Source organism: Mumia xiangluensis, from assembly GCF_010994095.1.
In the GTDB taxonomy this organism is placed as follows: Bacteria; Actinomycetota; Actinomycetes; order Propionibacteriales; family Nocardioidaceae; genus Mumia; species Mumia xiangluensis.
On sequence record NZ_WJYO01000004.1, the window covers coordinates 1 to 24,715 of the forward strand.

Here is a 24,715-nt window from a genome sequence, read left to right on the forward strand (position 1 = left end):
CCTGATGGAGCACGGGATCCGGTTCCTGGAGGGTCGGGTGCGGTTGGAGGATCACCACTTCATGGGTCAGGTGTTCGCGTGCGCGCCGGTGGCGTCGGTGCTGGCGTCCTACCCTTGCTACCGCTGGGTCCGTCGTCGCGACGGCACCAACAACTCGAGCAAGGCGGTAGATCCTGACTGGTACTGGGGCTACTACACCGCCGCCCTCGACGTCGCCGACGAGCGTGGCGCAGACCCGGACGTCTCGAGGGAGCTACGGCGCGAAGGCGCGCAGCAGTGCTTCAGCCGTACGTTCATCAACCGCTTCGACCGCCGACCCCAGGCCGCCCGCCACGCCTACTTCGCGTCGACCGCCGCATTCGTCCGCGGTGCGTTCGGCGAGGAGGTCGACCGCGAGCTCTCCGTCCTGAGAAGGCTGCGGTTCCAGACGCTGCGGGTGGACGACGAGCCCGCGTTCCTCGCCGTGTGCCAGGCACTGAGCAGCCTCCAGCGCCACGTCGACGTCGAGGAGGTCGGCTGGTCTGGTACGGCTCTGGACGTCCGGCTCCGGGTCCGCGTCCGCAGCGATGACGACCGCATCACGCTCGAGAAGGAGTCGGACCGGACGATCGCGGCGCTCGCGGCGCCCGGCGGCGTGATCAGCGCCGCGCTGGGGCCGCATGACGTTCCCTGGGGGTCGCTCTCCGTCCGGAGCGTCCAGTCCGGGATCGAGTGGCCGGTGGAGTGCCGCTCGGTCGCCGTGCAGCCGGGCGATGGCGACGGGTGGCTGCAGGAGATCACGATCGACGCGCGGGTGCAGCCCTTCGTCGGGTTCGTCGGTCCCGCGCTCGAGCCCGGGACCTGGCGCCTCCAGGTGCGGAGCAGCTTCTTGGGCGAGCCCGCGGTGCAGGCGCTCCCTCTCGAACCCGACGTCCATGCCGACGTGCTCGCCCAGCGGGTACGGGACCGGAACGGCAGCGAGGTCTTCCGAGCCCGCCTCACGTGCTCGGCGGCGTCATCGGCGATGCTGCGCATCCGGCAGGCCGGGGACGCTCAGCCTCCGACGGGGAGCGACCGCAGCTGATCCCAGAGGTCGTCGAGGGACTCGCCTCCGGCATCACGACGCTTCACCAGCTCGTGCCACGCGCCCAGCTCGAGGAGGTCGCGCGCGTTGACGGCTGTCGATCGGTCGAGGTACTCCGGGGGAACCTCCTGGGGGTCCGGCGTGAGGCAGTATGCGACCTCTGCCTCGTACACAACGTCTCTCAGCGCCGCCCCCGGGTCGAGCCCGGCCACCACCACGGTCCCGGTCGGTGAGGTGTTCACGAGGAGCACGACGAGGTCGGGCCGTCGCCGGCGCAGCACCTCGGCCACTTTGAAGACGTCGCCGGCCCACTGCACCGTACGCCGGTCGCGTGCGGCTTCGAGGGAGTTGCGGGGCAGCATGTCGTCGAAGACCACGACGCCGGTGCGCGCCAGGTGGGCCTCGGTGTTGAGGAAGTCGCGCAGAGCGAACTCCGAGAGGTGCATGCCGTCGATGAACGCCAGGTCGACCGGGACGCCGGCGAAGTGCGCCAGTGGATCCTCGCGGGCGAAGAAGTCGTCGCTCGTTGCGCGGACGAGCTGCACGTCAGCCTCGATCTCGCGGTCGATGTTGAAAGCTGGGTCGACACCGATCGAACGCGTGGAGGAAAGGCTGAGGCTCTCGCCGTGACGCACGCCGATCTCCAGATACGTCCGCGGCTGCAGACGCTCGTGCAGACCGGCGAGCAGCTCGTGGCGCGACATCGTGGGCTTCGGGTGAGGGGTGAACGGGTCCGACCGTCGCAGCCTGCTGGCGGCGGACCGCCTCCCGGCCTTCCGCTTCTTCGGAGGCGGCGGCGGTGGGGCGATCGCCTTCGCGAGCCGGGTGCGGGCCGCACGCTCGGAGCGCACGAGCGACCGGGTGCGTTCCTCCCCGACGACCGACTCGAGGCCGGAGCGGAGGCTGGTCCGTATGCTCATCTGTGCTCCTCGCCTGACGTGGCCGACATGAGAGGACTGCGCTGATCCTGCGGGACGGCGATCACGCTACCAGCGAAACTCGTGTTCGCTCTCGGTGAACATCGGCCCCGGAGGTGTTCGCCCTGCGTGAACAACGGAAGCACGAAGGCCCGCGATCCCTTGTAATCAGGCAAATCCCAGGTGTGCTGGTGGTCCACCGACGTTGGTGGTCGTGACTAGCATGGGGTGGACAGAGACCCGACCCGCAGAACGGTCTCGGATCAAGGGGAGTTGCATGTTCGAGAGGTTCACCGACCGCGCCCGTCGTGTTGTCGTGCTCGCCCAGGAAGAGGCGCGCATGCTCAGCCACAACTACATCGGCACCGAGCACATCCTTCTTGGTCTCATCCACGAGGGTGAGGGAGTCGCTGCCAAGGCGCTGGAGAACCTGGGCATCTCGCTCGAGGCCGTGCGCGAGCAGGTCGAGGAGATCATCGGCCAGGGTCAGCAGGCGCCCAGCGGTCACATTCCCTTCACCCCGCGCGCCAAGAAGGTCCTCGAGCTCAGCCTCCGCGAGGCGCTGCAGCTCGGCCACAGCTACATCGGCACCGAGCACATCCTGCTCGGCCTGATCCGCGAGGGCGAGGGTGTCGCCGCGCAGGTCCTGGTCAAGCTCGGAGCCGACCTCAACCGCGTCCGTCAGCAGGTCATCCAGCTACTGAGCGGCTACCAGGGCAAGGAGACCGCGGCGGCAGGCGCCCCCGCGGGCGAGTCCGCCCCGAGCAGCTCGCTCGTGCTCGACCAGTTCGGCCGCAACCTCACGCAGGCTGCCCGCGAGGGCAAGCTCGACCCGGTCATCGGGCGTGAGAAGGAGATCGAGCGCGTCATGCAGGTGCTGTCGCGCCGCACCAAGAACAACCCGGTCCTCATCGGTGAGCCGGGCGTCGGCAAGACGACGGTCGTCGAGGGCCTCGCGCAGGACATCGTCCGCGGCGACGTCCCCGAGACGTTGCGCGACAAGCAGATCTACACGCTCGACCTCGGTGCGCTCGTCGCAGGCTCGCGCTACCGCGGCGACTTCGAGGAGCGCCTCAAGAAGGTCCTCAAGGAGATCCGCACCCGCGGCGACATCGTGCTCTTCATCGACGAGATCCACACGCTCGTCGGTGCCGGCGCAGCCGAGGGCGCGATCGATGCCGCCAGCATCCTCAAGCCGATGCTGGCCCGTGGTGAGCTGCAGACCATCGGTGCCACCACGCTCGACGAGTACCGCAAGCACTTCGAGAAGGATGCCGCGCTCGAGCGCCGGTTCCAGCCGATCCAGGTCGCGGAGCCGTCGATCGCGCACACGATCGAGATGCTCAAGGGTCTGCGCGACCGCTACGAGGCCCACCACCGGGTCACGATCACGGACGAGGCGCTCGTCTCGGCCGCGACGCTCGCCGACCGCTACATCTCCGACCGGTTCCTCCCGGACAAGGCGATCGACCTCGTCGACGAGGCCGGTTCGCGTCTGCGGATCCGCCGGATGACCGCTCCGCCGGACCTGCGCGACTTCGACGAGAAGATCGTCGACGTCCGCCGCCGCAAGGAGAATGCGATCGACGTCCAGGACTTCGAGTCCGCGGCGGCGCTGCGCAACGAGGAGCGTGAGCTCCTCACGGCCAAGACCGACCGCGAGAAGCAGTGGCGCGCGGGCGACATGGACGAGGTCGCCGAGGTCGACGAGGAGCTGATCGCCGAGGTCCTGGCGCTCGCGACCGGCATCCCGATCGTGAAGCTCTCCGAGGAGGAGTCGACTCGACTGCTCAACATGGAGCAGGAGCTGCACAAGCGGGTCATCGGCCAGGACGAGGCCATCAAGGCGCTGTCACGGGCGATCCGCCGCACGCGTGCCGGCCTCAAGGATCCGCGCCGCCCGGGTGGCTCGTTCATCTTCGCCGGCCCGTCCGGCGTCGGAAAGACCTGGCTCTCGAAGGCGCTCGCCAACTTCCTGTTCGGCGACGACGACGCGCTCATCCAGCTCGACATGAGCGAGTTCTCCGAGAAGCACACCGTCTCCCGCCTGTTCGGCTCGCCTCCGGGCTACGTCGGCTACGAAGAGGGCGGCCAGCTCACCGAGAAGGTCCGTCGCAAGCCGTTCTCGGTGGTGCTGTTCGACGAGGTCGAGAAGGCCCACCCGGACATCTTCAACTCGCTGCTGCAGATCCTCGAGGAAGGTCGCCTGACCGACTCGCAGGGCCGGGTGGTCGACTTCAAGAACACCGTCATCATCATGACGACGAACCTCGGCACCCGGGACATCGCGAAGGGCGTCAACCTCGGCTTCAGCCAGGCCAGCGACGTCGCAGGCTCGTACGACAAGATGAAGGCGAAGGTCTCGGAGGAGCTGAAGCAGCACTTCCGGCCCGAGTTCCTCAACCGTGTCGACGAGATCGTGGTCTTCCCGCCGCTGACGCAGGACGAGATCATCGACATGGTCGACATGATGCTCGACTCGGTCGAGAAGCGGCTCAAGGACAAGGACATGGCGCTGGAGCTCACGTCCGCCGCCAAGAACCTCCTGGCGAGCCGTGGCTTCGACCCGGTCCTCGGTGCGCGACCGCTGCGGCGCACGGTGCAGCGCGAGATCGAGGACACGCTCGCCGAGAAGCTGCTGTTCGGTGAGGTCCGTCCTGGCCAGATCGTGCTGGTCGACGTCGAGGGCGAGGGTCCGAGCGCGACCTTCACCTTCAAGGGCGAGCCGAAGGCCGAGCTCCCGGACACGCCGCTGGAGGCCGCCGCCGGCACCACCAACGGTGGGACGACCGGGGACGCGTCGGCAGCAAGCTGACCGCCGCTGCGGGCCTGACCCGCAGAGCACGAGAAGGGCCCGCGACCTCGGTCGCGGGCCCTTCTCACGTCCCGGGAAGTGCGTACTCGTCGTCGCCGACGTTCACCACGAGCCCGTCGTCGAGCAGGCTGTCGAGGGCCCGCTCCCGCTGGGTCGCGTCGTCCCAGACCTGCCGCAGCGCCGACCCGGGTACGGCGCCCTCGGCGTCGCGCAGCACCGCGAGGAGCCGACCTCGGCACTGCCGGTCCGTGCCGGCGTAGGTCTGACCGCGCCGGGCCGGGCCGTCGTACGCCGGTCGCCCGGCCGCGTGCCACCGGCACCCGTCGCGGATGGGACAGACCGAGCACGCCGGCGCCCGGGCGGTGCACACGAGGGCGCCGAGCTCCATCAACCCGATCGACCACCGTGCGGCGGTCGCGGTGTCGGCCGGAAGCGCCGACCGGGCGCGCTCGCGCTCGGCGACCGACATCGTCGCAGCGGGCAGCGCGTCGCCGCCCAGGACGCGGCCGAGGACCCTCCGGACGTTGGTGTCGAGCACCGCGTGCCGCTGGCCGTACGCGAAGACGGCCACGGCGGCCGCGGTGTACTCGCCGACGCCGGGGAGCGCGCGGAGCGCCTCGAGATCGCGCGGCACCTCGCCGTCGTGGCGTTCGCAGATCGCGGTCGCGCTGGCGTGGAGCCGCAGGGCACGCCGCGGGTAGCCGAGGCGACCCCACGCGCGTACGGCTTCCCCCGGGGCCACCTCTGCGAGCGCGCGCGGCGTGGGCCAGCGAGCGATCCACTCCTCGTAGACCGGGGCGACCCGGTCGACCGGGGTCTGCTGCAGCATGACCTCCGAGACGAGGACGTGCCACGCCGTCGTCGTCGGGCGACGCCAGGGGAGGGGACGAGAGCTAGCGGCGTACCAGTCGCAGACGGCGTCGTGCAGCCCGTCGAGGGCGGTGCCGGCGACAGGTTGCGGTGACGTGGGGAGGACCATGGCGAGTCGATCCTGTCACGGCGCCGCGGGAAGTTAGTTTGAGGGCGTGAGCTCGGTGATGCGGCCTGCGGGCAAACTCCCCCCGGGGGTGTACTGGCGTCGCCGTCTCCTCCTCCTCGCGATCGTGCTCCTGCTCGGCTGGTTCGTGGTCCGCGTGGTCGGAGGCGAGGGCGATTCGTCCGCCAAGGAACCGGAGGCGACCGAGCCGACGCCCACCGCTGCCACGTCGGCGACCGCTCCCGCCCCCGCGCAGAAGCCGCGCAAAGCGAAGGACGTCCAGGTCGACGTACGGTTCGCGCCGGTCCAGGGCGCCTGCCCTGCCGAGGCCGTGACGGTCTCGCCGTCGGTCCGGGCAGGCGCGTACGCCGGGCGTGCGGTCGCCGTGACCCTGCGCGTCGTCAGCGTCTCGCCCCAACCGTGCACGGTCCGCATCGATCCCTCGACGTTCGTGCTGGGCGTCAAGGGTGACGACGGCGCGGTCTGGAGCACCCAGACCTGCGAGGGCGTCGAAGCCCGCACGGTCGATGTGCACCCTTCGTGGGCCACCGTGGTCGAGGTCGCGTGGAACGGACGAGCCGACGCCGACTCCTGCGACGACAAGGGGGAGTTCGTGGCGCCGGGGGGCTACACCGCCCAGGCGGCCCTGCTCGGCGGCGACCCGGTGAGCGCAGAGTTCACGCTGACGCCCGCGCCGACTCCGACCCCGACGCCGCCGACCGCGAAGCCCGCACCGCAGGGCACAGGAGGTCCGACACCGAGCACCCCGGCGTCACCGAAGCCGGGAAGCACGCCCACGACGAGCACGTCGCCCTGACAGCGTCAGACGTAGCGCTCGAGGATGCTCGACTCGGCGAGTCGGGAGAGGCCCTCACGGACCGTGCGAGCGCGCAGCTCGCCGACTCCGTCGACCGTCTGGAGGTCCTCGATGCTCGCGGCGAGGAGCTTCTGGAGCGTGCCGAAGTGCTCGACCAGGCGTTCGATGACCGCATTGGGGAGGCGAGGGACCTTCGCGAGGAGCCGGTAGCCGCGCGGCGACACGGCTGACTCCAGGTGCTCGCCCGTGCCGAGCCCGAGCGCGCGAGCCACGGCCGCGAGATCGACGAGGTCGCCGGACACGATCTGAGAGAGGTCCTCCAGGACGTCTGCGGGGGGCTTGCCGCGTCGACCGCCCGGGGCGTAGTCGCGCACGATCAGCTCGCGCTCGCTCTCGACGCCGGTGACGAGCTCGTCGAGCTGCAGCGAGAGGAGACGTCCGTCCGTGCCGAGCTCGAGCACGTAGTCCTCGATCTCGGCCGCGATGCGGGTGACCATCTCGAGGCGCTGCGCGACGGCGGCGACGTCACGCACCGTGACGAGGTCCTCGATCTCGAGAGCCGACAGCGCGCCCGAGACCTCGTCGAGGCGGAGCTTGTAGCGCTCGAGCGTGGCGAGCGCCTGGTTCGCTCGTCCGAGGATGGCTCCGGCCTCCTCGAGGACGCGGCGGGTGCCGTCGACGTAGAGGGCGATGATGTGCATCGACGCGGACACCGAGATCACCGGGACGTTCGTCTGGCGTGCGACACGGTCGGCGGTGCGGTGACGGGTGCCGGTCTCCTGCGTGGGGATCGACGGGTCGGGCATCAGGTGGACGCCCGCCTGGAGGATCCGGGTCGCGTCCTTGTCGAGGATGATCGCGCCGTCCATCTTCGCGAGCTCGCGGAGCGCCGTCGGGGTGAAGGGCACGTCGAGGGTGAACCCGCCCGTGGACAGTGCGTCGATGTCCTTGTCCTGGCCGAAGACGATGAGGGCGCCGGTGCGGCCGCGAAGGATGCGTTCGAGGCCCTCACGCAGCGCTGTGCCGGGTGCGACGGACGCGAGAGTGGCCCTGAGGATCGAAGGCGTCCCGCCCGCCCGATCGTTGATCGACACCAGTGGCCCCCGCGTTGGTCGGTTCGATGACTCAGAACAGTGTAGTGGCTAGGCGTCCGGAACCATCGTGCTCACGGCGGTGATGGCGCGGTGGATGGTGGCGACCTCGATCACCTGCGCCTTGAGCCCAGCGAGGGGCACCTCCTCGCGGGTGCCGCTGGGCACCAGGATGCGTCGGTAGCCGAGCCGGTCCGCCTCGCGGAGGCGCTGACCGACCATCGTGACTCGCCTGATGTCTCCCGACAGCGAGACCTCGCCGATGGCGGCGAGGTCCAGCGGGAGCGGCCTCCCGCTGGCGGCCGACGCGATCGACAGGCACACCGCGAGATCGCTCCCAGGATCGTTGGACCGCATGCCGCCGACCGTCGCCGCGAAGACATCCATGTCGTGGAGCCGCACCCCGGCGACGCGCTCGGTGACGGCGATCAGCATCGAGACGCGCGAGGAGTCGAGCCCGCTCACCCCACGGCGGGGGTTGGGTGCGTTCGTCGACGACACCAGGGCCTGCATCTCGGCGATCATCGGGCGCCGGCCCTCGGCGGTCACGGTGATGCACGTGCCCGGGACCGGCTGGTCCCGGATGCCGCGGAAGAGCCCGCTCGGGTCGACGACCTCGGTGAGGCCGTCGTCGGTCTGCTCGAAGCAGGCGACCTCGTCCGCGGGCCCGAAGCGGTTCTTGACCGCGCGCAGCAGCCGCAGCGGGGTGTGCCGGTCGCCCTCCATCGACAACGTGGTGTCGGCGACGTGCTCGAGCGCGCGGGGGCCAGCCACGTTGGAGTCCTTGGTGACCTGACCGACCAGGCAGAACGGGATGCCGCGCGCCTTCGCCAGCCGCGTCAGCGCCGTCGCGACCTCCATGACCTGCGTGACGCCGCCCGCCCTGCCGTCCACGTCGGACGAGGCGATCGTCTGCACCGAGTCGACGATCACCAGAGCGACGTCCTGGCCGAGGGCGTCGAGGTGGCCGATCGCCTCCCCGAGGTCGTTCGTGTCCGCGAGGTAGAGGTGCTCGCTCGTCGCGCCCACCCGGCGGGCGCGGGTCGCGATCTGCTGGACGGACTCCTCGCCCGAGACGTACAGGACCGGCCGGCGGGTGGCTGCGGCGACGGCGTTCGCGCAGGCGAGCAGCAGCGTGGACTTGCCGGCACCCGGCTCGCCGGAGAGCAGCAGGACCTGACCGCCCACGAGGCCGCCGCCGAGGACGCGGTCGAACTCCTTGATGCCCGTGCTCAGGCGGGCGCCGACCTCGTCGTCCCTGATCTCCGAGACGCGGCGAGCCGGCCGGCGTGGCGCCGACCCCTGAGACGAGGCCTTGAGCCCGGTCTCCTTGGCGACGGTCGCGCTCTCGGCGACCGTGCTGAACTCCTGGCACTTCGGGCAGCGTCCGTACCACTTGCCGAACTCGGCCCCGCAGCTGCTGCAGGAGAAGGTCGTCCGGGCTCTGCTCACGTGCACACGCTAGGCGAGAGGTCGGACAGGACGGCGGGGGCTCGCCCGGAGCGCGTCGGGCGGGTGTCTAGATGCGGCCGCGCCAGGAGCGTACGGCGGCGTCCTCGCGTCGGCTCTCGAGGTGCGCGTGGACGGCGGCGTAGATCGGGATCCACGTGCTCGGAAGGAGCAGGACGAGCGCCCCGACCGCGGGGGCGACCGGGTCGGTGGCTCCTCGGGTCGCGTGCTCGCTGACCAGCAGCCCGGCAGCGAGGACGGCGGCCAGCCCGGGGAGGTAGCCCCACAGCGCCGGTCGCAGGCACCCGGTCAGACGGAGCAGCGCGATCGCGCCGGCGAAGCAGCAGAGCGCGATGCCGCCGGCCGCCACCGCGGCGGCGAGGTAGCCCGCGCGCGCAGGGCTCGTCGTCAGCAGGACGTTGATGCCCGTTGCGCCGAGCACCGCGGTCGCCGCCATCGAGATCACGACGACGGTCGCCTCGCTGGGGTGCCCGGGGATCCGCAGGACGCTGCTCATCCGTCCAGGGTGGATCGTCGACGCCCTCCGGGCATCCGCACTAGTACTCAGTTCAACTATTCATCGGGAGAATTCCGGCAAGGCGATCGCAACCCGGTCAGATGCGGACGTCGCCTGTCGGCGTCATTGCTCACGGAACAGAAGGGGCGCGGCAAAGCCGAAGGTCTCGAAGTCGAACCGCGCGCCCGTCGGCAGGGAGCCGTCTTGACGAGCGATCACGGCGGCCAGGGACGAGCCGCCGTACTGGCGTGCCGCGATCTCCCACAGGGCGCCGTCGGAGAGTTGGCGGCTCTCCGGCTTATCCATGCTGTAGTAACCTGTGTAGCTGGGGTCTTCGATGAGGTCGCTGCTGTAGAACGGCGCGTAGAAGAGGAACGCATCCTTCAGTGAGACTCCTTTCGAGGTGGTGATCTCGAAGATGCCAGGGTCGTATCGACTCTTCGTCGCCATCTCGGCCAGGAGCGTTAGCTCCCTCAGGCTGTGCACGGCGTAGTAGAGCCCGTGGCCCTCGTTTCCGTACCAGGACCTGTACCGGTCGTACAGCTCGCCCTTGCGCGTGGCGGGCTTGCCCCCGCCCTGGTAGTACGTGAAGTCTTTGTCGTGCAGCTCGCTCGCGGGTGCGTTCGCGCGCAGCAATGCCCCTTCGAAGAGCACGCGCATCCGGTCGCGGTTGTTCACGAGTGCTTCGTCGATCATCGCGCGATCATCGAGGGCGAGCCCGATCGCCAGCCGTCCCATGGTGTGCGCGATCGTCTGGTTGTCGAAGGTCTGGACAGTCCACCGCTCGTGGCTGACGGCGATCTGTCGCGACAGTTCCCGCAGCCAAGCCTCGACACGGACTCGCTGCTCGGGAAGGAACGAGCCGAATGCGACGGCGTACGCATTGGCAAAGTTGACCGCCGCGCGCGAGATGATCATCCCCGCCCGTCGCTTGAGCAGCTCCGCCTCAGCAGCGGGTCTGGTGGGATCGGTGGTGGCGATCCTGTCACTCATCTCGGGGTCGTCAGCCCATGCCAGCATAAGGTCGACCAGCTTCTCGCCGGCAAGCTCCCGGGTCGCTGAATCACTGTCGATGCGAGAGACGAGTGCTAAGTCGCGCGCATATCCTGCCTCGCGCCGGGCAAGGTTCTTGTACCTCTCATACTCCGGCCCCTGATACGGCGATGCTGGGACGTAGGTCGCCAGGTCCGGGATCGGCGGGGACACTGCGGACCGTACGCATGTGTACCCGGCTGCGCTCCCCGGCACGAATGTCTCTTTGAGGCACGCGTAGCTGCGGGCGAATGGTTGAACGCCTTCGGACACCTGCGCCCTTGCGCGAGCAAGTTCCTCGCTCGATGTCCACACGGTCGGCTTCGGATACCTGAACGAGACCTCGCCCTCCATCGACCACGAGGTGCCGAGCCGAAGGCCGAATGACGACAGGGGTTGCGTCGCTGACACGGACCCCGCGATCGGAGCTCCGCACGGATCTCCCCACACATGTGGGGACGTGCCAGTGCCGTCGTCCTTTCGGATGATCCAGCTGTTTTCCGCGGGGCGTCGCAACGCGATCGTGTCTTTGCCGCTGGTCAACCAATGCCCCGCGAGGGGGATGTCGGATGCGGTGCCGAAGGTAAACGTCGCGTACGAGGAAGTTGGGAGATTGTTCGTGACGTTGGCGAGGTGGTCACCTGCGCTGAGAAAGAAGGAGTTCGGGAGGCGGTGCAGTCCGATCGTGTCGTGACCGTCGCCGTCCCAATCTCCGACCACGACGTTGTCCGTCGCTCTTCCCCAGGAGAAGGCGATGGGGGACGCTGACGTTGAGTCGTACAGCAGAAAGTAGACGTTCCCCCGCTTCACTCCCGGCGTGTCGATTCCGTCGCCGTTCCAGTCGCCGACCAGCGGAGTGTCGGAGGGGGTCCCGAACGGGATGTCGTGGGCCCATTCGCTGGTTCCCAGAAAGTCGCTGAGGAGGAATGATCGTCCGCGTCGGATGCCGGGTGTGTCGATCCCGTCGCCATCCCAGTCGCCCAGGAAGGAGGGATCGGTGGTGATGTCCGACGTCGTACAAGGTGTCGTCATGGCATCAGCCGAAGTCGACGCAGGGAGCCACAACGGCGCGACGCCGAGGAGTGTGACGATCAGCGTCAGCGTGATCGGGATACGTGACCGCGACAATTGTCTGCCCTCTCGGTTCAGATCCATCGACGCTCCGTGGCTCGGATGGCCATCGGCCGCGCGGGTGAACCGCACAGTAGCGGATCAACCCCGGTCAGATGCGGACGTCGCCTGTCGGCGTCGCGAACGTGGCGGCCACGATGCCCGGCATCCCGTTCGGCGCGACCCACTGCACGTCGACGTCGGTGAGCGCGTCGAGTACGGACTCGCCGAGGTAGGTCGTGACGCGGTCCGGTGACCCGGCGATCTCCAGCGAGCGGAGAGCAACGGTGGCCCCGGCTGCTCGCGAGGGGTGCTCGCTGTCGGGAACCTCCCACTGGACCACGAACGGCAGCTGCGGGTCGGCCTGCGTCCCGCGCACCCCGATCTGCTTCCACTCCAGGTTGTAGCCGTCGGGCCGCCGGCGGTTGCCCGGGACCGCGTGCCGGCCCATCCGGCGCTCGACGGGGTCCATGTCGTCCACCCGCACGACCCAGCCGAGCCAGCCGCCGCCGAGCTCGGTGCGAGCGCGGACGGCCTGTCCGAACGGAGCCTTGTCGGAGGCGGGGTGGTCGAGGACGCTGACGACCTCGACGTACTGGTCCCTCGCGAGCGGGAGCACCATGTTGCGGGTGCCGAACCGGGGGTGGTTGCCCCCGTCGACGAAGGGGGATCCGAGAGCGTCGCTCAGGCGGGCTGTGGTCGCGGCGAGACCGTCAGGCCCGGCCGCGAAGGAGAGATGGTCCAAGCGCATGCCGCCATTGTGACCTGAGCCACATCGCGTCCTGCGGGAGGGGTCAGGCGCCGGGGTCCGCGCGGTGGCGCGTCCGGTGATGGTCGGCCGCGAGCCGCTCCTCGCACAGCGTGACCAGCTGCGCGTACGCCGCGGGTCCCATCAGCGCGGTCAGCTCGTCGGCGCTCGACACGTAGACCGGCTCCCTGCCGACGTGGGCCTCGGTGTTGGCGGAGCAGTACCAGTCGAGGTCGTGGCCGCCGGGGCCCCACCCGGCGCGCGTGTACTCGCCGATGGCGACCTCGGTGTACGAGGTGCCGTCGCCGCGCTCGACCTCACGGAACTGGCGGCGGATCGGCAGCTGCCAGCACACGTCCGGCTTCGTCTCGACGAAGGAGATGCCGCGGTCGAGAGCGAGCTTGTGCAGGGCACATCCCGTGCCGCCCTCGAAGCCCGCACGATTGTGGAAGATGCACGCGCCCTCGTACGTCCGGGTCTTGAGCTCGCCGTCCTCGTCGGTCTCCGTCCAACCGCGCTTCTTGCCCTCGGCGCGGTGCTGCCAGTCCTCCGGCCCGAGCTGCTTGACGTACTTCTTCACCCGCCGGTAGTCGTCGTCGTCGGAGAAGTGGGCGCCCAGGGTGCAGCAGCCGACGTCGGGCGCGTCGGCGTAGATGCCGCGGCATCCCTGGCCGAAGATGCACGACCACCGCGAGGTCAGCCAGGTGAGGTCGCAGCGGAAGACCTGGTCGTCGTCGGCGGGGTCGCGGAACTCCACCCACGCTCGCGGAAAGTCGAGCAGAACCTCGGGCACGCCCTCACTCTAGACCGCTGCGACGAACCCGGTGGGTACGCTCGAACCATGCGTATCGGAGTCCTCGACATCGGCTCGAACACCGGGCACCTCCTGGTGGTCGACGCCTACCGGGGTGCCCCGCCCCTGCCTGCGTTCACCTACAAGGAGCCCTTGCGCCTCGCCGAGCACCTCGACGCCGAGGGAGCCGTGGACTCGCGCGGGGTCAAGGCGCTGGTGCGGTTCGTCGACGAGGCGCGCGCCGTCGCCGCCGACAAGGGCTGCTCCGAGGTGATCGCGTTCGCCACCTCGGCCGTGCGCGACGCCGTCAACGCGGACGCTGTTCTCGCGAAGGTCGAGTCGCAGACCGGCGTACGCCTCGAGGTCCTCGCCGGCGACGAGGAGGCGAGGCTCACGTTCCTCGCCGTACGCCGATGGTTCGGGTGGTCCTCGGGCCGCCTCGGCGTCTTCGACATCGGCGGCGGCTCCCTCGAGATCGCGACCGGCCGCGACGAGACGCCTGACGTGTGCACGTCGCTCCCGCTCGGTGCCGGGCGCCTCACCCGCGACTGGTTCCCCGAGGGGGTGCCGACCGACGCCGAGTACGACGCGCTGCGGCTGTTCGTCCGCCAGCAGATCGCCGGCAACGTCGGTGCGCTGCGCCGCGGCGGCGACTTCGACCACGTCGTCGCGACCAGCAAGACCTTCCGCTCGCTGGCGCGCCTGTGCGGCGCGGCGCCGTCGGAGGCCGGCCCGTACGCCCGCCGGGCGCTGCGTCGCGACCTGCTCGGCGCCCACCTGGACGAGCTGCGCACGCTCTCGGTCGCCGAGATCGCCGAGCGGCCGGGTGTCTCCCCGACCCGCGCGCACCAGATGGTCGCCGGGGCCGTCGTCGCGGACGCACTGATGGACCTGTTCGACCTCCCGGAGCTCGAGATCTGTCCGTGGGCGCTGCGCGAGGGCGTGCTGATCGAGCGCCACGACCACATGTGAGCACGCCCCCGTAACCTTGGTTCCGTGTCCGCGACCGACTCCGACCTCCCCGTCTCCGTGCCGTCCGCACGGGTGACCTTGTCGACGTCGTCGGTCTATCCGGAGCCGACGGAGGCGGGCTTCGAGCTCGCGAAGCGGCTCGGCTACGACGGCGTCGAGGTGATGGTCGGGACCGACGCGACGAGCGCCGACATCGAGGCCGTCGTGGGGCTCCAGGAGCGCTACGACATCCCGGTGCTGTCCATCCACGCGCCGTGCCTGCTGATCACCCAGCGGGTCTGGGGGACCGACAACTGGGTGAAGCTCGAGAAGAGCGCCGAGATGGCGAAGGCGTGCGGTGCCGGCCTCGTCGTCGTGCACCCGCCGTTCCGCTGGCAGCGCGAGTACGCCCGCGCGTTCGAGGCCGGCGTCGCCGGGCTCGAGGAGAGCGCAGGCGTCGTGTTCGCGGTGGAGAACATGTACCCGTGGCGGACCGGCAAGCGAGAGTTCCAGGCCTACGCGCCGGGGTGGGACCCGGTCGCGTTCGGCTACGAGCACGTCACGCTCGACGTGTCGCACTGCGCGACGTCGGGCAGCGACCCGGTGGAGATGGCGGTGGAGCTCGGCCACCGTCTCGCCCACGTCCACCTCGGTGACGGCACGGGCTCGGCGCGCGACGAGCACCTGGTGCCGGGTCGAGGCCACCAGCCGGTGGGCGAGCTTCTCGGGCTGCTGGCCGAGGGCGGCTACGCGGGCGACATCGCCGTCGAGGTCACGACCCGCAAGGCCGCCGACCGTGCACAGCGCGAGGCCGACCTCGCCGAGGCGCTCGCCTTCACCCGTCTCCACCTGGCCGCTGCCGCGCAGGCCGCTCCGGACGCGTGAGCAGCCGGGCAGACATCTCGGTCGCTGTTTGAACAACCTTCCGTCACGACCCGCGAGCGGTCGTACTCTTCCGCTTATGGCTGGCAGGCGCCCTGGCGCACCCGATACCCGTGGCGAGATCCTCGCCGCTGCGCGCGCGGAGCTCGCGCAGCACGGATACGACGGGACATCGCTGCGCGCCGTGGCCCGCCGAGCCGCTGTCGACCCAGCGCTCGTCCACCACTACTTCAAGGACAAGCAGCGTCTGGTCACCGCCGCGCTCTCGCTGCCGGTCGCCCCGTCCGAGGTCCTGGCGCCGGTTCTCGTCGCCGCCTCGGACGACGTCGGCGGTGCTCTCATCCGGGCGCTCGTCACGTCGTGGGACGAGCCGGTCAACCGGGAAGCCGTCATCGCGATCTCGCGCAGCGGCCTCGGCACCGCCGGCCAGGGCGACATCGTGCGCGACTTCGTGATGCGCGAGACGATCGGCGAGGTGCTCCAGCGTCATCGCCCCGACGCGCCGCCGGAGGTCGCGGCACTGCTGCTCGCCATGATGGTCGGGCTGGTGTCGGCGCGCTACCTCCTCGAGGTGGAGCCGCTGGCGTCGATGCCGGTGGACGAGGTCGTCGCGCTGGTCGGCCCGGTGGCCCAGCAGCATCTCGACCTCGCCCGGGTCGCCGACACGGTCTAGCATCGCGGCATGGCGAGGACGGAGCTCCCGGCGGTCGCAGTCGAGCAGCTCCACGTCGTCCGCGGCGGACGTGTGGTCATCGCGGGCCTCTCGTGCACGGTGCGGTCCGGCCGCATCACCGGTCTCCTCGGGCCGTCCGGCTCCGGCAAGTCGACGTTGATCCGCGCGATCGTCGGGGTGCAGGCGGTCGCGGGCGGTGCCGTGCGGGTGCTCGGCGAGCCCGCCGGGTCACCAGTGCTGCGGGACCGGGTCGGCTACGTGACCCAGTCGCCGAGCGTCTATCCCGGTCTGACGGTCGCCGAGAACGTCCGGTTCTTCGCCTGCGTCCTCGGTGTCTCGCTCCAGGACGTGGACCGGGTGCTGGAGGTCGTCGACCTCGCCCGGTACGCCGACACGATGGTCGGCCGTCTCTCCGGTGGCGAGCGGAGCCGGGTCTCCCTGGCCTCCGCGCTGCTCGGCTCGCCGAGGCTGCTGGTGCTCGACGAGCCGACCGTCGGGCTCGACCCCGTGCTCCGGGTCCGGCTGTGGGACCTGTTCGCCGCGCTCGCGAGCGAGGGCATCTCGCTTCTCGTGTCGAGCCACGTGATGGACGAGGCCGAACGGTGCGACGACCTCCTCCTGCTCCGAGACGGCGCGCTGCTGGCCGAGGACACGCCGGCCGGTCTGCTCGAGCGGACCGGCACCGACGACGTCGAGGCCGCGTTCCTCGCCCTGATCGACGAGGGTGCGGCGTGACCGGACGCATCACGGCGGCGATCGCGGCCCGCGTCCTCGGTCAGCTGCGGCACGACCACCGGACGATGGCGCTGATGCTCGTGGTGCCGTGCGCCCTGATCACCCTCCTGTGGTGGGTCTACTCCGGCAACAGCGACCTCTTCGACACGATCGGGCCTCAGCTGCTCGGCGTGTTCGGGCTCGTGGTGATGTTCCTGGTCACGTCGATCACGACGCTGTCCGAGCGCACCTCAGGCACCCTGGAGCGCCTCTTCACCCTGCCGATGGGCAAGCTGGACTTCCTTCTGGGCTACGCGCTGGCGTTCGGGGCGGTCGCGCTCGTCCAGGGGTTCCTCGCGGCGGGCCTCTCGGTGTGGGTGCTCGGCCTCGACGTGCGGGGCGGCGTCGGGCCGCTCGTGCTGGTGGCGGTGCTGTCGGGCGTCCTCGGGACGGCGCTCGGCCTGCTCGTGTCGGCGTTCGCTGCGACGGAGTTCCAGGCGGTGCAGTTCATGCCGGCATTCGTGCTGCCGCAGCTGCTGGTGTGCGGGCTGCTCGTCCCGCGCGACGAGCTGCCCCAGGTGCTCGAGTGGGTGTCGTACGCGACACCGCTGTCCTACGCCGTCGACGCGACGACGGAGGTGACCTTGCACGCCCAGTGGACGACCGCTCTCACCTGGGACGTCGTCGCGCTGCTCGCCTTCACCGTCGGTGGCCTGCTGCTGGGCTCGGCCACGCTCCGCCGCCGTACGCCCTGAGGCGGTCGCCGACGACCGAGGGCGCTCGTCGCCTCCCCTATCCTCGGACCATGAGCACAGTTGCGGTGGTCGGGGCCGGTGCGATGGGGGAGGCGATCGTCTCCGGGATGCTGGCCAAGGGCTGGTCCCCGGACGATCTCGTCCTGGCCGTGCGACGCGAGGAGCACGCCGCGGCGCTGCGCGCGTCGTACGCGGTCGAGGTGACCGATGCCGTCTCGGCGGCCGCGAAGGCGGACGTCGTCCTCGTCGGCGTGAAGCCGGTCGACGTCCCAGGGCTGCTCGGGCAGATCGGTCCGCGCCTGCGCCCAGGTGCGCTGGTCGTCTCGCTCGCGGTCGGTCTCACCACCAGCTCGCTCGAGGCGGCGCTGCCCGGCGGCACCCCGGTCGTGCGCGTCATGCCCAACACGCCCGCCCAGGTCGGTGCCGGCGTCTCCGTGATCTCGGCGGGGAGCTGCTGTGACGACGCCCAGCTCGCGGTCGTCGAGGACATCATGAGCGCGGTCGGCACGGTCGTACGCCTTCCCGAGAAGCTCCAGGACGCCGCTGGTGCGGTCTCCGGGTCGGGACCGGCGTACGTCTTCCTGGCGATCGAGGCCCTGACCGAGGCGGGCGTCCACCTCGGCCTACCGCGGACGACGTCCACCCAGCTCGCCGTGCAGACCTTCGTCGGAGCCGCGCGGCTGGCCGCCGAGACCGGCGAGCACCCCGCCGTGCTCCGTGAGCGCGTCACCTCTCCGGGGGGCACGACGGCGGCGGGACTCCGGCAGCTCGAGGAGCGTGGCCTGCGTGCCGCGTTCCTCGCCGCGACCGAGGCGTCGCGCGACCGTTCGCGTGCGATCGGCGGCTGAGCGAGACCTGCATCACCTGCGGGCTACGCTGGGTGGCATGGATCACGGAGCCGGCCCCGCGTGCGTCGTCAGCAGCGACAGCCTCACCGGCTACGACTTCGGCCCGTCCCACCCCATGGCGCCCATCCGGGTGGGCCTCGCGATGGAGCTGGCCGGCGAGCTCGGCGTGGTCGGTGCCGACCTGGTGAAGATCCCCGCCGTCCCGGCCGACGACGACCTGATCGCGACCGTCCACACGCCCGACTACATCGCGGCGGTGAAGGCGGCGAGCGACGACCCCACGGCCTCCAACCTCGCGGTCGGGCTGGGCACCGACGACAACCCGACCTTCGCCCACATGCACGCCGCAAGCTCCCTCATCGTCGGGGCGTCGGTCGAGGCCGCGCGTCAGGTGTGGACCGGCGGGAGGCTTCGCGCGATCAACGTCTGCGGCGGACTCCACCACGCGATGCCCGACCGGGCCAGCGGCTTCTGCATCTACAACGACGTCGCGGTGGCGATCCGCTGGCTCCTCGACCACGGCGCCCAGCGCGTCGCGTACGTCGACGTGGACGCCCACCACGGCGACGGCGTCCAGAAGGTCTTCTACGACGACCCGCGGGTCCTCACGATCTCGCTGCACGAGACCCCGCAGACGCTCTTCCCCGGCACCGGGCTCGCGACGGAGACGGGGATCGGCGACGCGGTCGGCGCCTCGGTGAACGTCGCGCTGCCGCCGGGCACCTCCGACGCCGGCTGGCTCCGCGCCTACCACGCGGTCGTCCCCGCGATCGTGCGCGAGTTCAAGCCGGACGTGCTCGTCACCCAGCAGGGCTGCGACTCCCACATGGACGACCCGCTGACCAACCTGATGCTGAGCGTCGACGGCCAGCGCGCCTCGTACCTTGCGCTCCGCGACCTGGCCGACGAGGTCTGCGGCGGGCGCTGGGTCGCGTACGGCGGTGGCGGCTACGCCGTGACCGACGTCGTGCCGCGCTCCTGGGCCCACCTGATGGCCATCGTGGGCGGCCACGAGATCCACCCGTCGACGCCGACCCCGCCGCACTGGCGCGCCCACGTGTCGGAGCTCAAGAGCGGCGGCGCCGCGCCGCTGCGGATGACCGACGGCCGCACCCCGTCGTACCGTGACTGGCGCGAGGGCTACGACCCGGCAAGCTGGCTCGACCGGCAGATCCTGAGCACCCGCAACGCCGTCTTCCCGATGTACGGGCTCGATCCGATGCCCTGACCTCCCGTCCGCGTCACGGGCCGGTTCACGTCTTTGCCCGCACTGCCCGTACGCTTGGCGGGGGTTGTCCCACGTCCGGGGCATCTCGCGCCACAGGCTGTGTGAACAAAAGAAGGTGAACCGTGGGTTCTGTCATCAAGAAGCGCCGCAAGCGCATGTCGAAGAAGAAGCACCGCAAGCTCCTCAAGCGCACGCGCGTCCAGCGTCGCAAGCTCGGCAAGTAGCCCAGCAGGCGCACCATGGGTCGCGTCGTCCTGGTGACCGGAGTCGCGCGCGATCTCGGGTCGAGGCTCGCGCGCCGTCTCGCGGTCACGCCAGGCGTGGACAAGGTGGTCGGGCTCGACGTCCAGCCGCCGACCGGGGACATGCACGGCATCAAGTACGTGCGTGCCGACATCCGGACTCCGGTGGTCGGCAAGGTCCTCGCAGTCGAGGACGTCGACACCGTGGTGCACACGAACGTCGCAGCGCCGCAGCGCCAGCTCGGGTCGACGAGCGCCGTCAAGGAGATCAACGTCATCGGGACGATGCAGCTCCTCGCGGCCTGCCAGAACTCCCGCAACGTCGAGCGGCTCGTGGTCGCGTCGTCGACCGCGGTGTACGGCACCTCGGCCCGCAACCCGGCGATGTTCACCGAGCAGACTCCTGCGCGGTCCGGGACGATGCACGGCTTTCCGAAGGACGCGGTGGACGTCGAGGCGTACGTCCGCGGCTTCGGCCGTAGGCGGCCCGACGTCGCCGTCGCGACGTTCCGGCTCGGCAACGTCCTCGCCGGAGACGTGCTGTCGCCGTTCAGCGAGTACCTCCGGCTCCCGGTCCTCCCGGCCGTCCTCGGCTACGACCCGCGGCTGCAGTTCCTGCACCCGTACGACGCGCTGAACGTCCTCGCGCTCGCCGCGACCGGCAACGTCGACGGCACGTACAACGTCGTCGGCCCGCAGGTCGTGACGCTGAGCCAGGCGGCGCGCCGGCTCGGTCGGCCGATGCTGCGCCTGCCGTCGGTCGGGTTCAACGGCGTCACCCACCGCATGGTGCGGCTGATGAGCTCCGACTTCACGCCCGAGCTGACCCGCCTTTTCATGTACGGCCGGGTGTGCGACGGCTCGAAGCTCGAGCGCGAGCTCGGCTACGAGGTCCTCTACTCGACACCGCAGACGCTCGACGCGTTCGCCGAGGCTATCGAGCCCGGCCTTCTCTCCGCCCTCGGAGGCACGTATGCCTGACGCACCGCAGGAGCCCACGGTCCCCCTCGGTACGGGTGGGCGTCCGGGTCGCGGGACCGGGAGCGCCACGCCGTCGTCGGCGGCTCGCTCGCTCGCTGGTGGCTCGGCGCGACCGGCGCCGAAGGCTGCGCCGAAGCCGGCGCCGGACGCCGAACCTGCTTCGGACCCCTCGGCTCCCGCCGAGGATCCGCGTCCCGCCGCGAAGACCGTCAAGAAGACCGTGAAGCGCACCACCAAGAAGGCCGCGCCCGCTCCGCCCCCGGAGGGCTCCGCCTCGGAGGACTCCTCCCCCGAGGAGGCCACCGCGCGGCCCGCGTTCTCGCTCATCGTCAACGACGCCCCCGAGCCTGCCGACGACGAGCGACCCGGTATCCCGCTCTCGGACCTGGTCGCAGCCCTCGCCCACGGGGCACGCACCGTTCTCGGTGAGGATTGGGAGGGCAAGGCGGCGGTGCTCCTGTCGACCCTGCGGCGACGGCTCACCGGCAGCTACGAGATCGACGAGTTCGGGCTCGACCCTCAGCTGCACGCGATCGCGATGGCCGCCCTGCGTCCGATCGCCGACAAGTGGTTCCGGATCGAGGTCCGCGGCGCCGAGCACATCCCTGCCGACGGCGGTGCGCTGGTCGTCGCCAACCACTCCGGCACCGTGCCGGTGGACGCCCTGATGACGATGCTGACCGTCAACGACCACGGGCAGCGCACGCTCCGGCTGCTGGGCGCCGACCTGGTCTTCGACCTGCCCTTCGTGGGCGAGCTCGCCCGCAAGATGGGCGCGACGCTGGCCTGCAACGAGGACGCCGAGCGCCTGCTCGCCGACGGCCACATCGTCGGGGTCTGGCCCGAGGGCTTCAAGGGCATCGGCAAGCCGTACAGCGAGCGCTACAAGCTGCAGCGCTTCGGCCGGGGAGGTTTCGTGTCGGCGGCGATGCGTGCCGGGGTGCCGATCGTCCCGGTCTCGATCGTCGGTGCCGAGGAGATCTATCCGCTGGTCGGCAACGTCCCGTCGCTCGCGCGCCTCCTCGGCATCCCGTACGTCCCGATCACCCCGTTCTTCCCGTGGCTCGGCCCGCTCGGGCTGATCCCGCTTCCGAGCAAGTGGATCATCGAGTTCGGCGAGCCGGTGCGCACCGACGCCTACCCGCCCGAGGCCGCGGACGACCCGATGCTGGTCTTCAACGTGACCGACCAGGTGCGCGAGACGATCCAGCAGACGCTGTACGCGCTGCTGGTCGACCGCGGCCACCCCTTCGTCTAGCGGTGGTGCTCGGCGTCACTCGTGACGGCGGGCGCGTGCGGCGGCGAGCCCCGCGCCCGTGAGCGCGCCGGCGACGGCGGCACCGACGAGCCCGGCCTTGGCGGCCTTTCGCCCGGTCCGGTAGTCGTGGATCTCCCACCCGTGCTTGCGCGCGTGGTCGCGCAGCCGCGCATCGGGGTTGACCGCGCACGGGTACCCGACGAGCGACAGCATCGGGAGGTCGTTGGACGAGTCGGAGTACGCCGAGCACCGCTCGAGGTCGTACCCCTCCTGTCGTGCGAGGGCGGTCACCGCCTCCGCCTTCGCAGGTCCGTGCAGCATGTCGCCGACGAGCCGCCCGGTGTAGACGCCGTCGACCGACTCCGCCACCGTCCCCAGTGCACCCGTCAGGCCGAGGCGACGCGCGATGATGCGGGCGATCTCGGCGGGCGCCGCCGTGACGAGCCACACGTGCTGGCCCTCGTCGAGGTGACGCTGGGCGAGCGCGCGGGTGCCCGGCCAGATCCTGTCGGCCATCGTCTCGTCGAAGATCTCGTTGCCGACCAGCTCGAGCTCGCTGACCGGGTGCCCGGCGATGAACGCGAGCGCGGCGGCGCGTGCCGACTCGACGTGCTCGGGGTCCTCGACGCCGGCGAAGCGGAAGTAGGCCTGCTTCCAGGCGGCGCCGACCAGCTCGCGGGTCGTGAAGAACTTGCGCTTGTAGAGGCCCCGGGCCAGGTGGAAGATCGACGCGCCCTGCATGACCGTGTTGTCGACGTCGAAGAACGCGGCGGCGGTCGGGTCGTGCGGCACCGCGAACGCGGTCTCGACCTCCGCTGCGGCGGCGGACGCCTCGCCCGCCAGCATCGAGCGTGCCCGGAGGTTGCGCGGCCGGTGGTACTCGTGTGGGTCCACGGGACGAGCCTACAGAGGATGCGGCCTTGCACGGGCGGTCTGCTGTGCGAGACTCGTCGCCATGACGGTGAACGTCGCGGAGCTCGTCCGGCAGCAGGCGGAGCAGACCCCCGATGGCGTGGCGTTCGTGGAGGGCTACGGCGCGCGCCGGACCCTGACGTGGGCGGTGCTCGACGCCCAGGTCTCGCGCGCGGCGGCGTGGTTGTCGGCCCAAGGACTCGTCGCCGGCCAGCGGGTGGCGCTCGTCCTGTCCAACCGGATCGAGCTCCCGGTCTTCTACTTCGCCGCCCTCCGGCTGGGCCTCGTGGTCGTCCCCGCGAACCCGCGCGCGCCGCACGACGAGGTGACCGCGCTCTGTGCGACGACCGGCGTACGCGTCGTGGTCTGCGACCCCGAGTGGGCTCCGGCGTTCGCGCGTGCAGGGTTGCTCACGGTGGTCGCCGGTGACGCCGCCGACGGCCACGCCAGCGGCGAGGAGCCATCGACGTCGGTCCGGTCGTTCGCCGACGTCCTCCAGGTGAGCCCGGGCCCGCGGGGACTTCCGCCGGCGCCGCAGGACCCGGAGGCGACCGCCCTCCTGATGTCGACCTCGGGCACGTCGACCGAGCAGCGGATCGTCGTCTTGAGCCACCGCGCGCTCCTCGCGAACCTCGAGCAGGTCGCGGCGATCGAGCCGCCTGCGATCGAAGCCGACGACGTCGTGGTGGTCATGCTGCCGCTGTTCCACGTGTTCGCGCTGAGCGCGGTGCTGAGCCAGGCCGTACGCCAGGGGGCCACGTCGGTCCTCGTCGACCGTTTCGACCCCGAGGCCACTCTCGAGGTCATCGCGCGGGAGCGGGTGACCGTCGTGCCGGTCGCACCACCGGTCGTCGCGGCCTGGAGCGGGCGGCCGGGAGTGCAGGAGGCCCTGGCCGGCGTCCGTGTCGTGCTGAGCGGTGCCGCTCCCCTCGAGCCCGACCTCGTCGAGGAGTTCAGCGCGACCGCGGGCCACCAGCTCCAGCAGGGGTACGGCCTCACCGAGGCCGCACCCGTCGTGACCACGACGCTCGGGCGGCCGCTGGTCAAGCCGGGGTCGGTCGGTGCGCCCGTGACCGGCGTCGAGCTCCGGCTCGTCGACAAGGACGGCGAGGACGCGGAGCTGGGTGACCCGGGAGAGATCTGGGTGCGGGGCCCCAACCTGCTGACCGGCTTCTGGCCCGACGGCTCCGGCGGTCCGGACGAGGACGGGTGGTTTGCGACCGGCGACGTCGGCATCCTTGACGCCGACGGCGACCTCACGCTGGTCGACAGGCTCCGCGAGCTCGTCATCGTGTCCGGGTTCAACGTCTTCCCGCGTGAGGTCGAGGAGGTGCTCTCGGACGCTCCCGGGGTGATGGAGGTCGCGGTCGTCGGCGTGGAGGACCGCGAGACCGGTGAGGCGGTCCGGGCGTACGTCGTCCCGTCCCGCCCCGTCGACGAGCCCGAGGCGTTCGTCGAGGGGCTGCGCGAGTTCGCCCGCGGGCGGCTGGCCCGGTTCAAGGTGCCGCGTGAGATCGTCGTCACCGACTCGCTCCCGCACACGACGACCGGCGAGATCTCCAAGAGCCGCCTGCGCGCGGCAGAGGCCCGACGAGGAGTGCTGGGACTGCAATGACCACGGGACCCCGGGCGGCGGAGCGTGTCGTCGTCTACAGCAAGCCGGGCTGCCACCTGTGCGAGGACGCGGTCGCGCTCGTGGCGCAGGTCTGCGACGAGACCGGTACGCCGTGGCGCGAGGTGGACATCAGCGGCGACGCCGAGCTGATGCAGACCTACGGGGAGCAGATCCCGGTGACCTTCGTCGACGGTCGTCAGCACGACTTCTGGCGCGTGGACCCTGCGCGACTGCGGCGGGCGCTGGACGCCTGACGGGTCGTCGTGGGTGACCCGAGTCACCCCGCGAGGGCAGCGCTCGATTTTGTTCTCACGTTCACAAGCTCTTA

Annotated in this window: 24 protein-coding genes; 15 read left to right on the forward strand and 9 right to left on the reverse strand. The window is 70.8% G+C overall.

Annotated elements, in window-relative coordinates; genetic code table 11:
• A partial coding sequence (locus GH747_RS13150; protein WP_163695610.1) for a hypothetical protein occupies positions 1-1,063 on the forward strand: 1,063 nt, incomplete at its 5' end.
• On the opposite strand, the gene GH747_RS13155 is transcribed toward GH747_RS13150, so the two are convergent.
• The gene (locus GH747_RS13155; RefSeq protein ID WP_205602937.1) at positions 1,033-1,983 is read right to left on the reverse strand and encodes a class I SAM-dependent methyltransferase; all 951 of its coding nucleotides are present in this window, start codon (positions 1,981-1,983) and stop codon (positions 1,033-1,035) included. The genes GH747_RS13150 and GH747_RS13155 overlap by 31 nt on opposite strands.
• A 274-nt stretch (positions 1,984-2,257) precedes the next feature.
• Here GH747_RS13155 and GH747_RS13160 point away from each other — a divergent pair, with 274 nt between their 5' ends.
• Entirely contained in the window at positions 2,258-4,795 is a 2,538-nt protein-coding gene (locus tag GH747_RS13160) for an ATP-dependent Clp protease ATP-binding subunit (protein WP_149770082.1), read from the forward strand.
• A gap of 64 nt (positions 4,796-4,859) precedes the next feature.
• On the opposite strand, the gene GH747_RS13165 is transcribed toward GH747_RS13160, so the two are convergent.
• The gene (locus GH747_RS13165) at positions 4,860-5,774 is read right to left on the reverse strand and encodes an HhH-GPD family protein (protein WP_149770083.1); all 915 of its coding nucleotides are present in this window, start codon (positions 5,772-5,774) and stop codon (positions 4,860-4,862) included.
• A gap of 46 nt (positions 5,775-5,820) precedes the next feature.
• On the opposite strand from GH747_RS13165, the gene GH747_RS22445 reads away from it, so the two are divergent.
• Positions 5,821-6,588, forward strand: a complete 768-nt coding sequence (locus GH747_RS22445) for a hypothetical protein (RefSeq protein ID WP_153816628.1) — start codon at positions 5,821-5,823, stop codon at positions 6,586-6,588.
• A gap of 5 nt (positions 6,589-6,593) precedes the next feature.
• On the opposite strand, the gene disA is transcribed toward GH747_RS22445, so the two are convergent.
• The 6 genes from disA to GH747_RS13200 all read right to left on the reverse strand — a co-directional run bounded on the left by disA (position 6,594) and on the right by GH747_RS13200 (position 13,328).
• Positions 6,594-7,682 (reverse strand): DNA integrity scanning diadenylate cyclase DisA, encoded by a 1,089-nt coding sequence (disA, locus tag GH747_RS13175; RefSeq protein ID WP_228552919.1) that lies wholly within the window; start codon positions 7,680-7,682, stop codon positions 6,594-6,596.
• A 48-nt stretch (positions 7,683-7,730) separates the two neighbouring features.
• Positions 7,731-9,131 (reverse strand): DNA repair protein RadA, encoded by a 1,401-nt coding sequence (gene radA / locus GH747_RS13180; RefSeq protein ID WP_149770085.1) that lies wholly within the window; start codon positions 9,129-9,131, stop codon positions 7,731-7,733.
• A gap of 67 nt (positions 9,132-9,198) precedes the next feature.
• Positions 9,199-9,645, reverse strand: a complete 447-nt coding sequence (locus GH747_RS13185; RefSeq protein WP_149770086.1) for a hypothetical protein — start codon at positions 9,643-9,645, stop codon at positions 9,199-9,201.
• A gap of 123 nt (positions 9,646-9,768) precedes the next feature.
• Complete coding sequence (locus GH747_RS13190; RefSeq protein ID WP_149770087.1) at positions 9,769-11,832, reverse strand: alginate lyase family protein; 2,064 nt, start codon at positions 11,830-11,832, stop codon at positions 9,769-9,771.
• 67 nt (positions 11,833-11,899) lie between these two features.
• Positions 11,900-12,538 carry a VOC family protein gene (locus GH747_RS13195; RefSeq protein WP_149770088.1) on the reverse strand — a complete coding sequence of 213 codons (639 nt, stop codon included), beginning with the start codon at positions 12,536-12,538 and terminating at the stop codon, positions 11,900-11,902.
• Positions 12,539-12,581: 43 nt separating this feature from the next.
• Positions 12,582-13,328 carry a DUF3109 family protein gene (locus tag GH747_RS13200; protein WP_149770089.1) on the reverse strand — a complete coding sequence of 249 codons (747 nt, stop codon included), beginning with the start codon at positions 13,326-13,328 and terminating at the stop codon, positions 12,582-12,584.
• Positions 13,329-13,376: 48 nt separating this feature from the next.
• Between GH747_RS13200 and GH747_RS13205 the strand changes: the two genes are divergently transcribed.
• The 10 genes from GH747_RS13205 to GH747_RS13250 all read left to right on the forward strand — a co-directional run bounded on the left by GH747_RS13205 (position 13,377) and on the right by GH747_RS13250 (position 21,860).
• Positions 13,377-14,300: a Ppx/GppA phosphatase family protein gene (locus GH747_RS13205; protein ID WP_149770090.1), complete on the forward strand. Its 924-nt coding sequence runs from the start codon at positions 13,377-13,379 to the stop codon at positions 14,298-14,300.
• 24 nt (positions 14,301-14,324) lie between these two features.
• Entirely contained in the window at positions 14,325-15,164 is an 840-nt protein-coding gene (locus GH747_RS13210; RefSeq protein ID WP_228552920.1) for a sugar phosphate isomerase/epimerase family protein, read from the forward strand.
• Positions 15,165-15,240: 76 nt separating this feature from the next.
• Positions 15,241-15,834: a TetR/AcrR family transcriptional regulator gene (locus GH747_RS13215; protein WP_149770091.1), complete on the forward strand. Its 594-nt coding sequence runs from the start codon at positions 15,241-15,243 to the stop codon at positions 15,832-15,834.
• Positions 15,835-15,843: 9 nt separating this feature from the next.
• Positions 15,844-16,569 carry an ABC transporter ATP-binding protein gene (locus tag GH747_RS13220; protein WP_149770092.1) on the forward strand — a complete coding sequence of 242 codons (726 nt, stop codon included), beginning with the start codon at positions 15,844-15,846 and terminating at the stop codon, positions 16,567-16,569.
• A complete protein-coding gene (locus GH747_RS13225; protein WP_149770093.1) occupies positions 16,566-17,303 on the forward strand; it encodes an ABC transporter permease in 738 nt (245 codons plus the stop codon). The genes GH747_RS13220 and GH747_RS13225 overlap by 4 nt, the downstream gene beginning before the upstream one ends.
• Positions 17,304-17,353: 50 nt before the next feature.
• A complete protein-coding gene (gene proC, locus GH747_RS13230) occupies positions 17,354-18,151 on the forward strand; it encodes a pyrroline-5-carboxylate reductase (RefSeq protein ID WP_149770094.1) in 798 nt (265 codons plus the stop codon).
• A 37-nt stretch (positions 18,152-18,188) separates the two neighbouring features.
• Positions 18,189-19,379 (forward strand): acetoin utilization protein AcuC, encoded by a 1,191-nt coding sequence (locus tag GH747_RS13235; protein ID WP_149770095.1) that lies wholly within the window; start codon positions 18,189-18,191, stop codon positions 19,377-19,379.
• 122 nt (positions 19,380-19,501) lie between these two features.
• A complete protein-coding gene (locus GH747_RS13240; protein WP_100414870.1) occupies positions 19,502-19,603 on the forward strand; it encodes a 30S ribosomal protein bS22 in 102 nt (33 codons plus the stop codon).
• 15 nt (positions 19,604-19,618) lie between these two features.
• Complete coding sequence (locus GH747_RS13245; RefSeq protein WP_149770096.1) at positions 19,619-20,602, forward strand: NAD-dependent epimerase/dehydratase family protein; 984 nt, start codon at positions 19,619-19,621, stop codon at positions 20,600-20,602.
• A complete protein-coding gene (locus tag GH747_RS13250) occupies positions 20,595-21,860 on the forward strand; it encodes a lysophospholipid acyltransferase family protein (protein WP_149770097.1) in 1,266 nt (421 codons plus the stop codon). The genes GH747_RS13245 and GH747_RS13250 overlap by 8 nt, the downstream gene beginning before the upstream one ends.
• A 15-nt stretch (positions 21,861-21,875) precedes the next feature.
• On the opposite strand, the gene GH747_RS13255 is transcribed toward GH747_RS13250, so the two are convergent.
• A complete protein-coding gene (locus GH747_RS13255) occupies positions 21,876-22,754 on the reverse strand; it encodes an HAD family hydrolase (RefSeq protein WP_377036118.1) in 879 nt (292 codons plus the stop codon).
• A gap of 61 nt (positions 22,755-22,815) precedes the next feature.
• On the opposite strand from GH747_RS13255, the gene GH747_RS13260 reads away from it, so the two are divergent.
• Positions 22,816-24,387 carry an AMP-binding protein gene (locus tag GH747_RS13260; RefSeq protein WP_149770098.1) on the forward strand — a complete coding sequence of 524 codons (1,572 nt, stop codon included), beginning with the start codon at positions 22,816-22,818 and terminating at the stop codon, positions 24,385-24,387.
• Entirely contained in the window at positions 24,384-24,641 is a 258-nt protein-coding gene (locus GH747_RS13265) for a glutaredoxin family protein (protein ID WP_149770099.1), read from the forward strand. The genes GH747_RS13260 and GH747_RS13265 overlap by 4 nt, the downstream gene beginning before the upstream one ends.
• Positions 24,642-24,715: the final 74 nt, after the last annotated feature.

Bases quoted from the DNA above. Each gene is read 5' to 3' on its own strand.
- GH747_RS13155 (WP_205602937.1), bottom strand. From the start codon at position 1,983: ATGAGCATACGGACCAGCCTCCGCTCCGGCCTCGAGTCGGTCGTCGGG.
- GH747_RS13160 (WP_149770082.1), top strand. From the start codon at position 2,258: ATGTTCGAGAGGTTCACCGACCGCGCCCGTCGTGTTGTCGTGCTCGCC.
- GH747_RS13165 (WP_149770083.1), bottom strand. From the start codon at position 5,774: ATGGTCCTCCCCACGTCACCGCAACCTGTCGCCGGCACCGCCCTCGAC.
- GH747_RS13185 (WP_149770086.1), bottom strand. From the start codon at position 9,645: ATGAGCAGCGTCCTGCGGATCCCCGGGCACCCCAGCGAGGCGACCGTC.
- GH747_RS13190 (WP_149770087.1), bottom strand. From the start codon at position 11,832: ATGGATCTGAACCGAGAGGGCAGACAATTGTCGCGGTCACGTATCCCG.
- GH747_RS13195 (WP_149770088.1), bottom strand. From the start codon at position 12,538: ATGCGCTTGGACCATCTCTCCTTCGCGGCCGGGCCTGACGGTCTCGCC.
- GH747_RS13205 (WP_149770090.1), top strand. From the start codon at position 13,377: ATGCGTATCGGAGTCCTCGACATCGGCTCGAACACCGGGCACCTCCTG.
- GH747_RS13215 (WP_149770091.1), top strand. From the start codon at position 15,241: ATGGCTGGCAGGCGCCCTGGCGCACCCGATACCCGTGGCGAGATCCTC.
- GH747_RS13220 (WP_149770092.1), top strand. From the start codon at position 15,844: ATGGCGAGGACGGAGCTCCCGGCGGTCGCAGTCGAGCAGCTCCACGTC.
- proC (WP_149770094.1), top strand. From the start codon at position 17,354: ATGAGCACAGTTGCGGTGGTCGGGGCCGGTGCGATGGGGGAGGCGATC.
- GH747_RS13235 (WP_149770095.1), top strand. From the start codon at position 18,189: ATGGATCACGGAGCCGGCCCCGCGTGCGTCGTCAGCAGCGACAGCCTC.
- GH747_RS13245 (WP_149770096.1), top strand. From the start codon at position 19,619: ATGGGTCGCGTCGTCCTGGTGACCGGAGTCGCGCGCGATCTCGGGTCG.
- GH747_RS13250 (WP_149770097.1), top strand. From the start codon at position 20,595: ATGCCTGACGCACCGCAGGAGCCCACGGTCCCCCTCGGTACGGGTGGG.
- GH747_RS13260 (WP_149770098.1), top strand. From the start codon at position 22,816: ATGACGGTGAACGTCGCGGAGCTCGTCCGGCAGCAGGCGGAGCAGACC.
- GH747_RS13265 (WP_149770099.1), top strand. From the start codon at position 24,384: ATGACCACGGGACCCCGGGCGGCGGAGCGTGTCGTCGTCTACAGCAAG.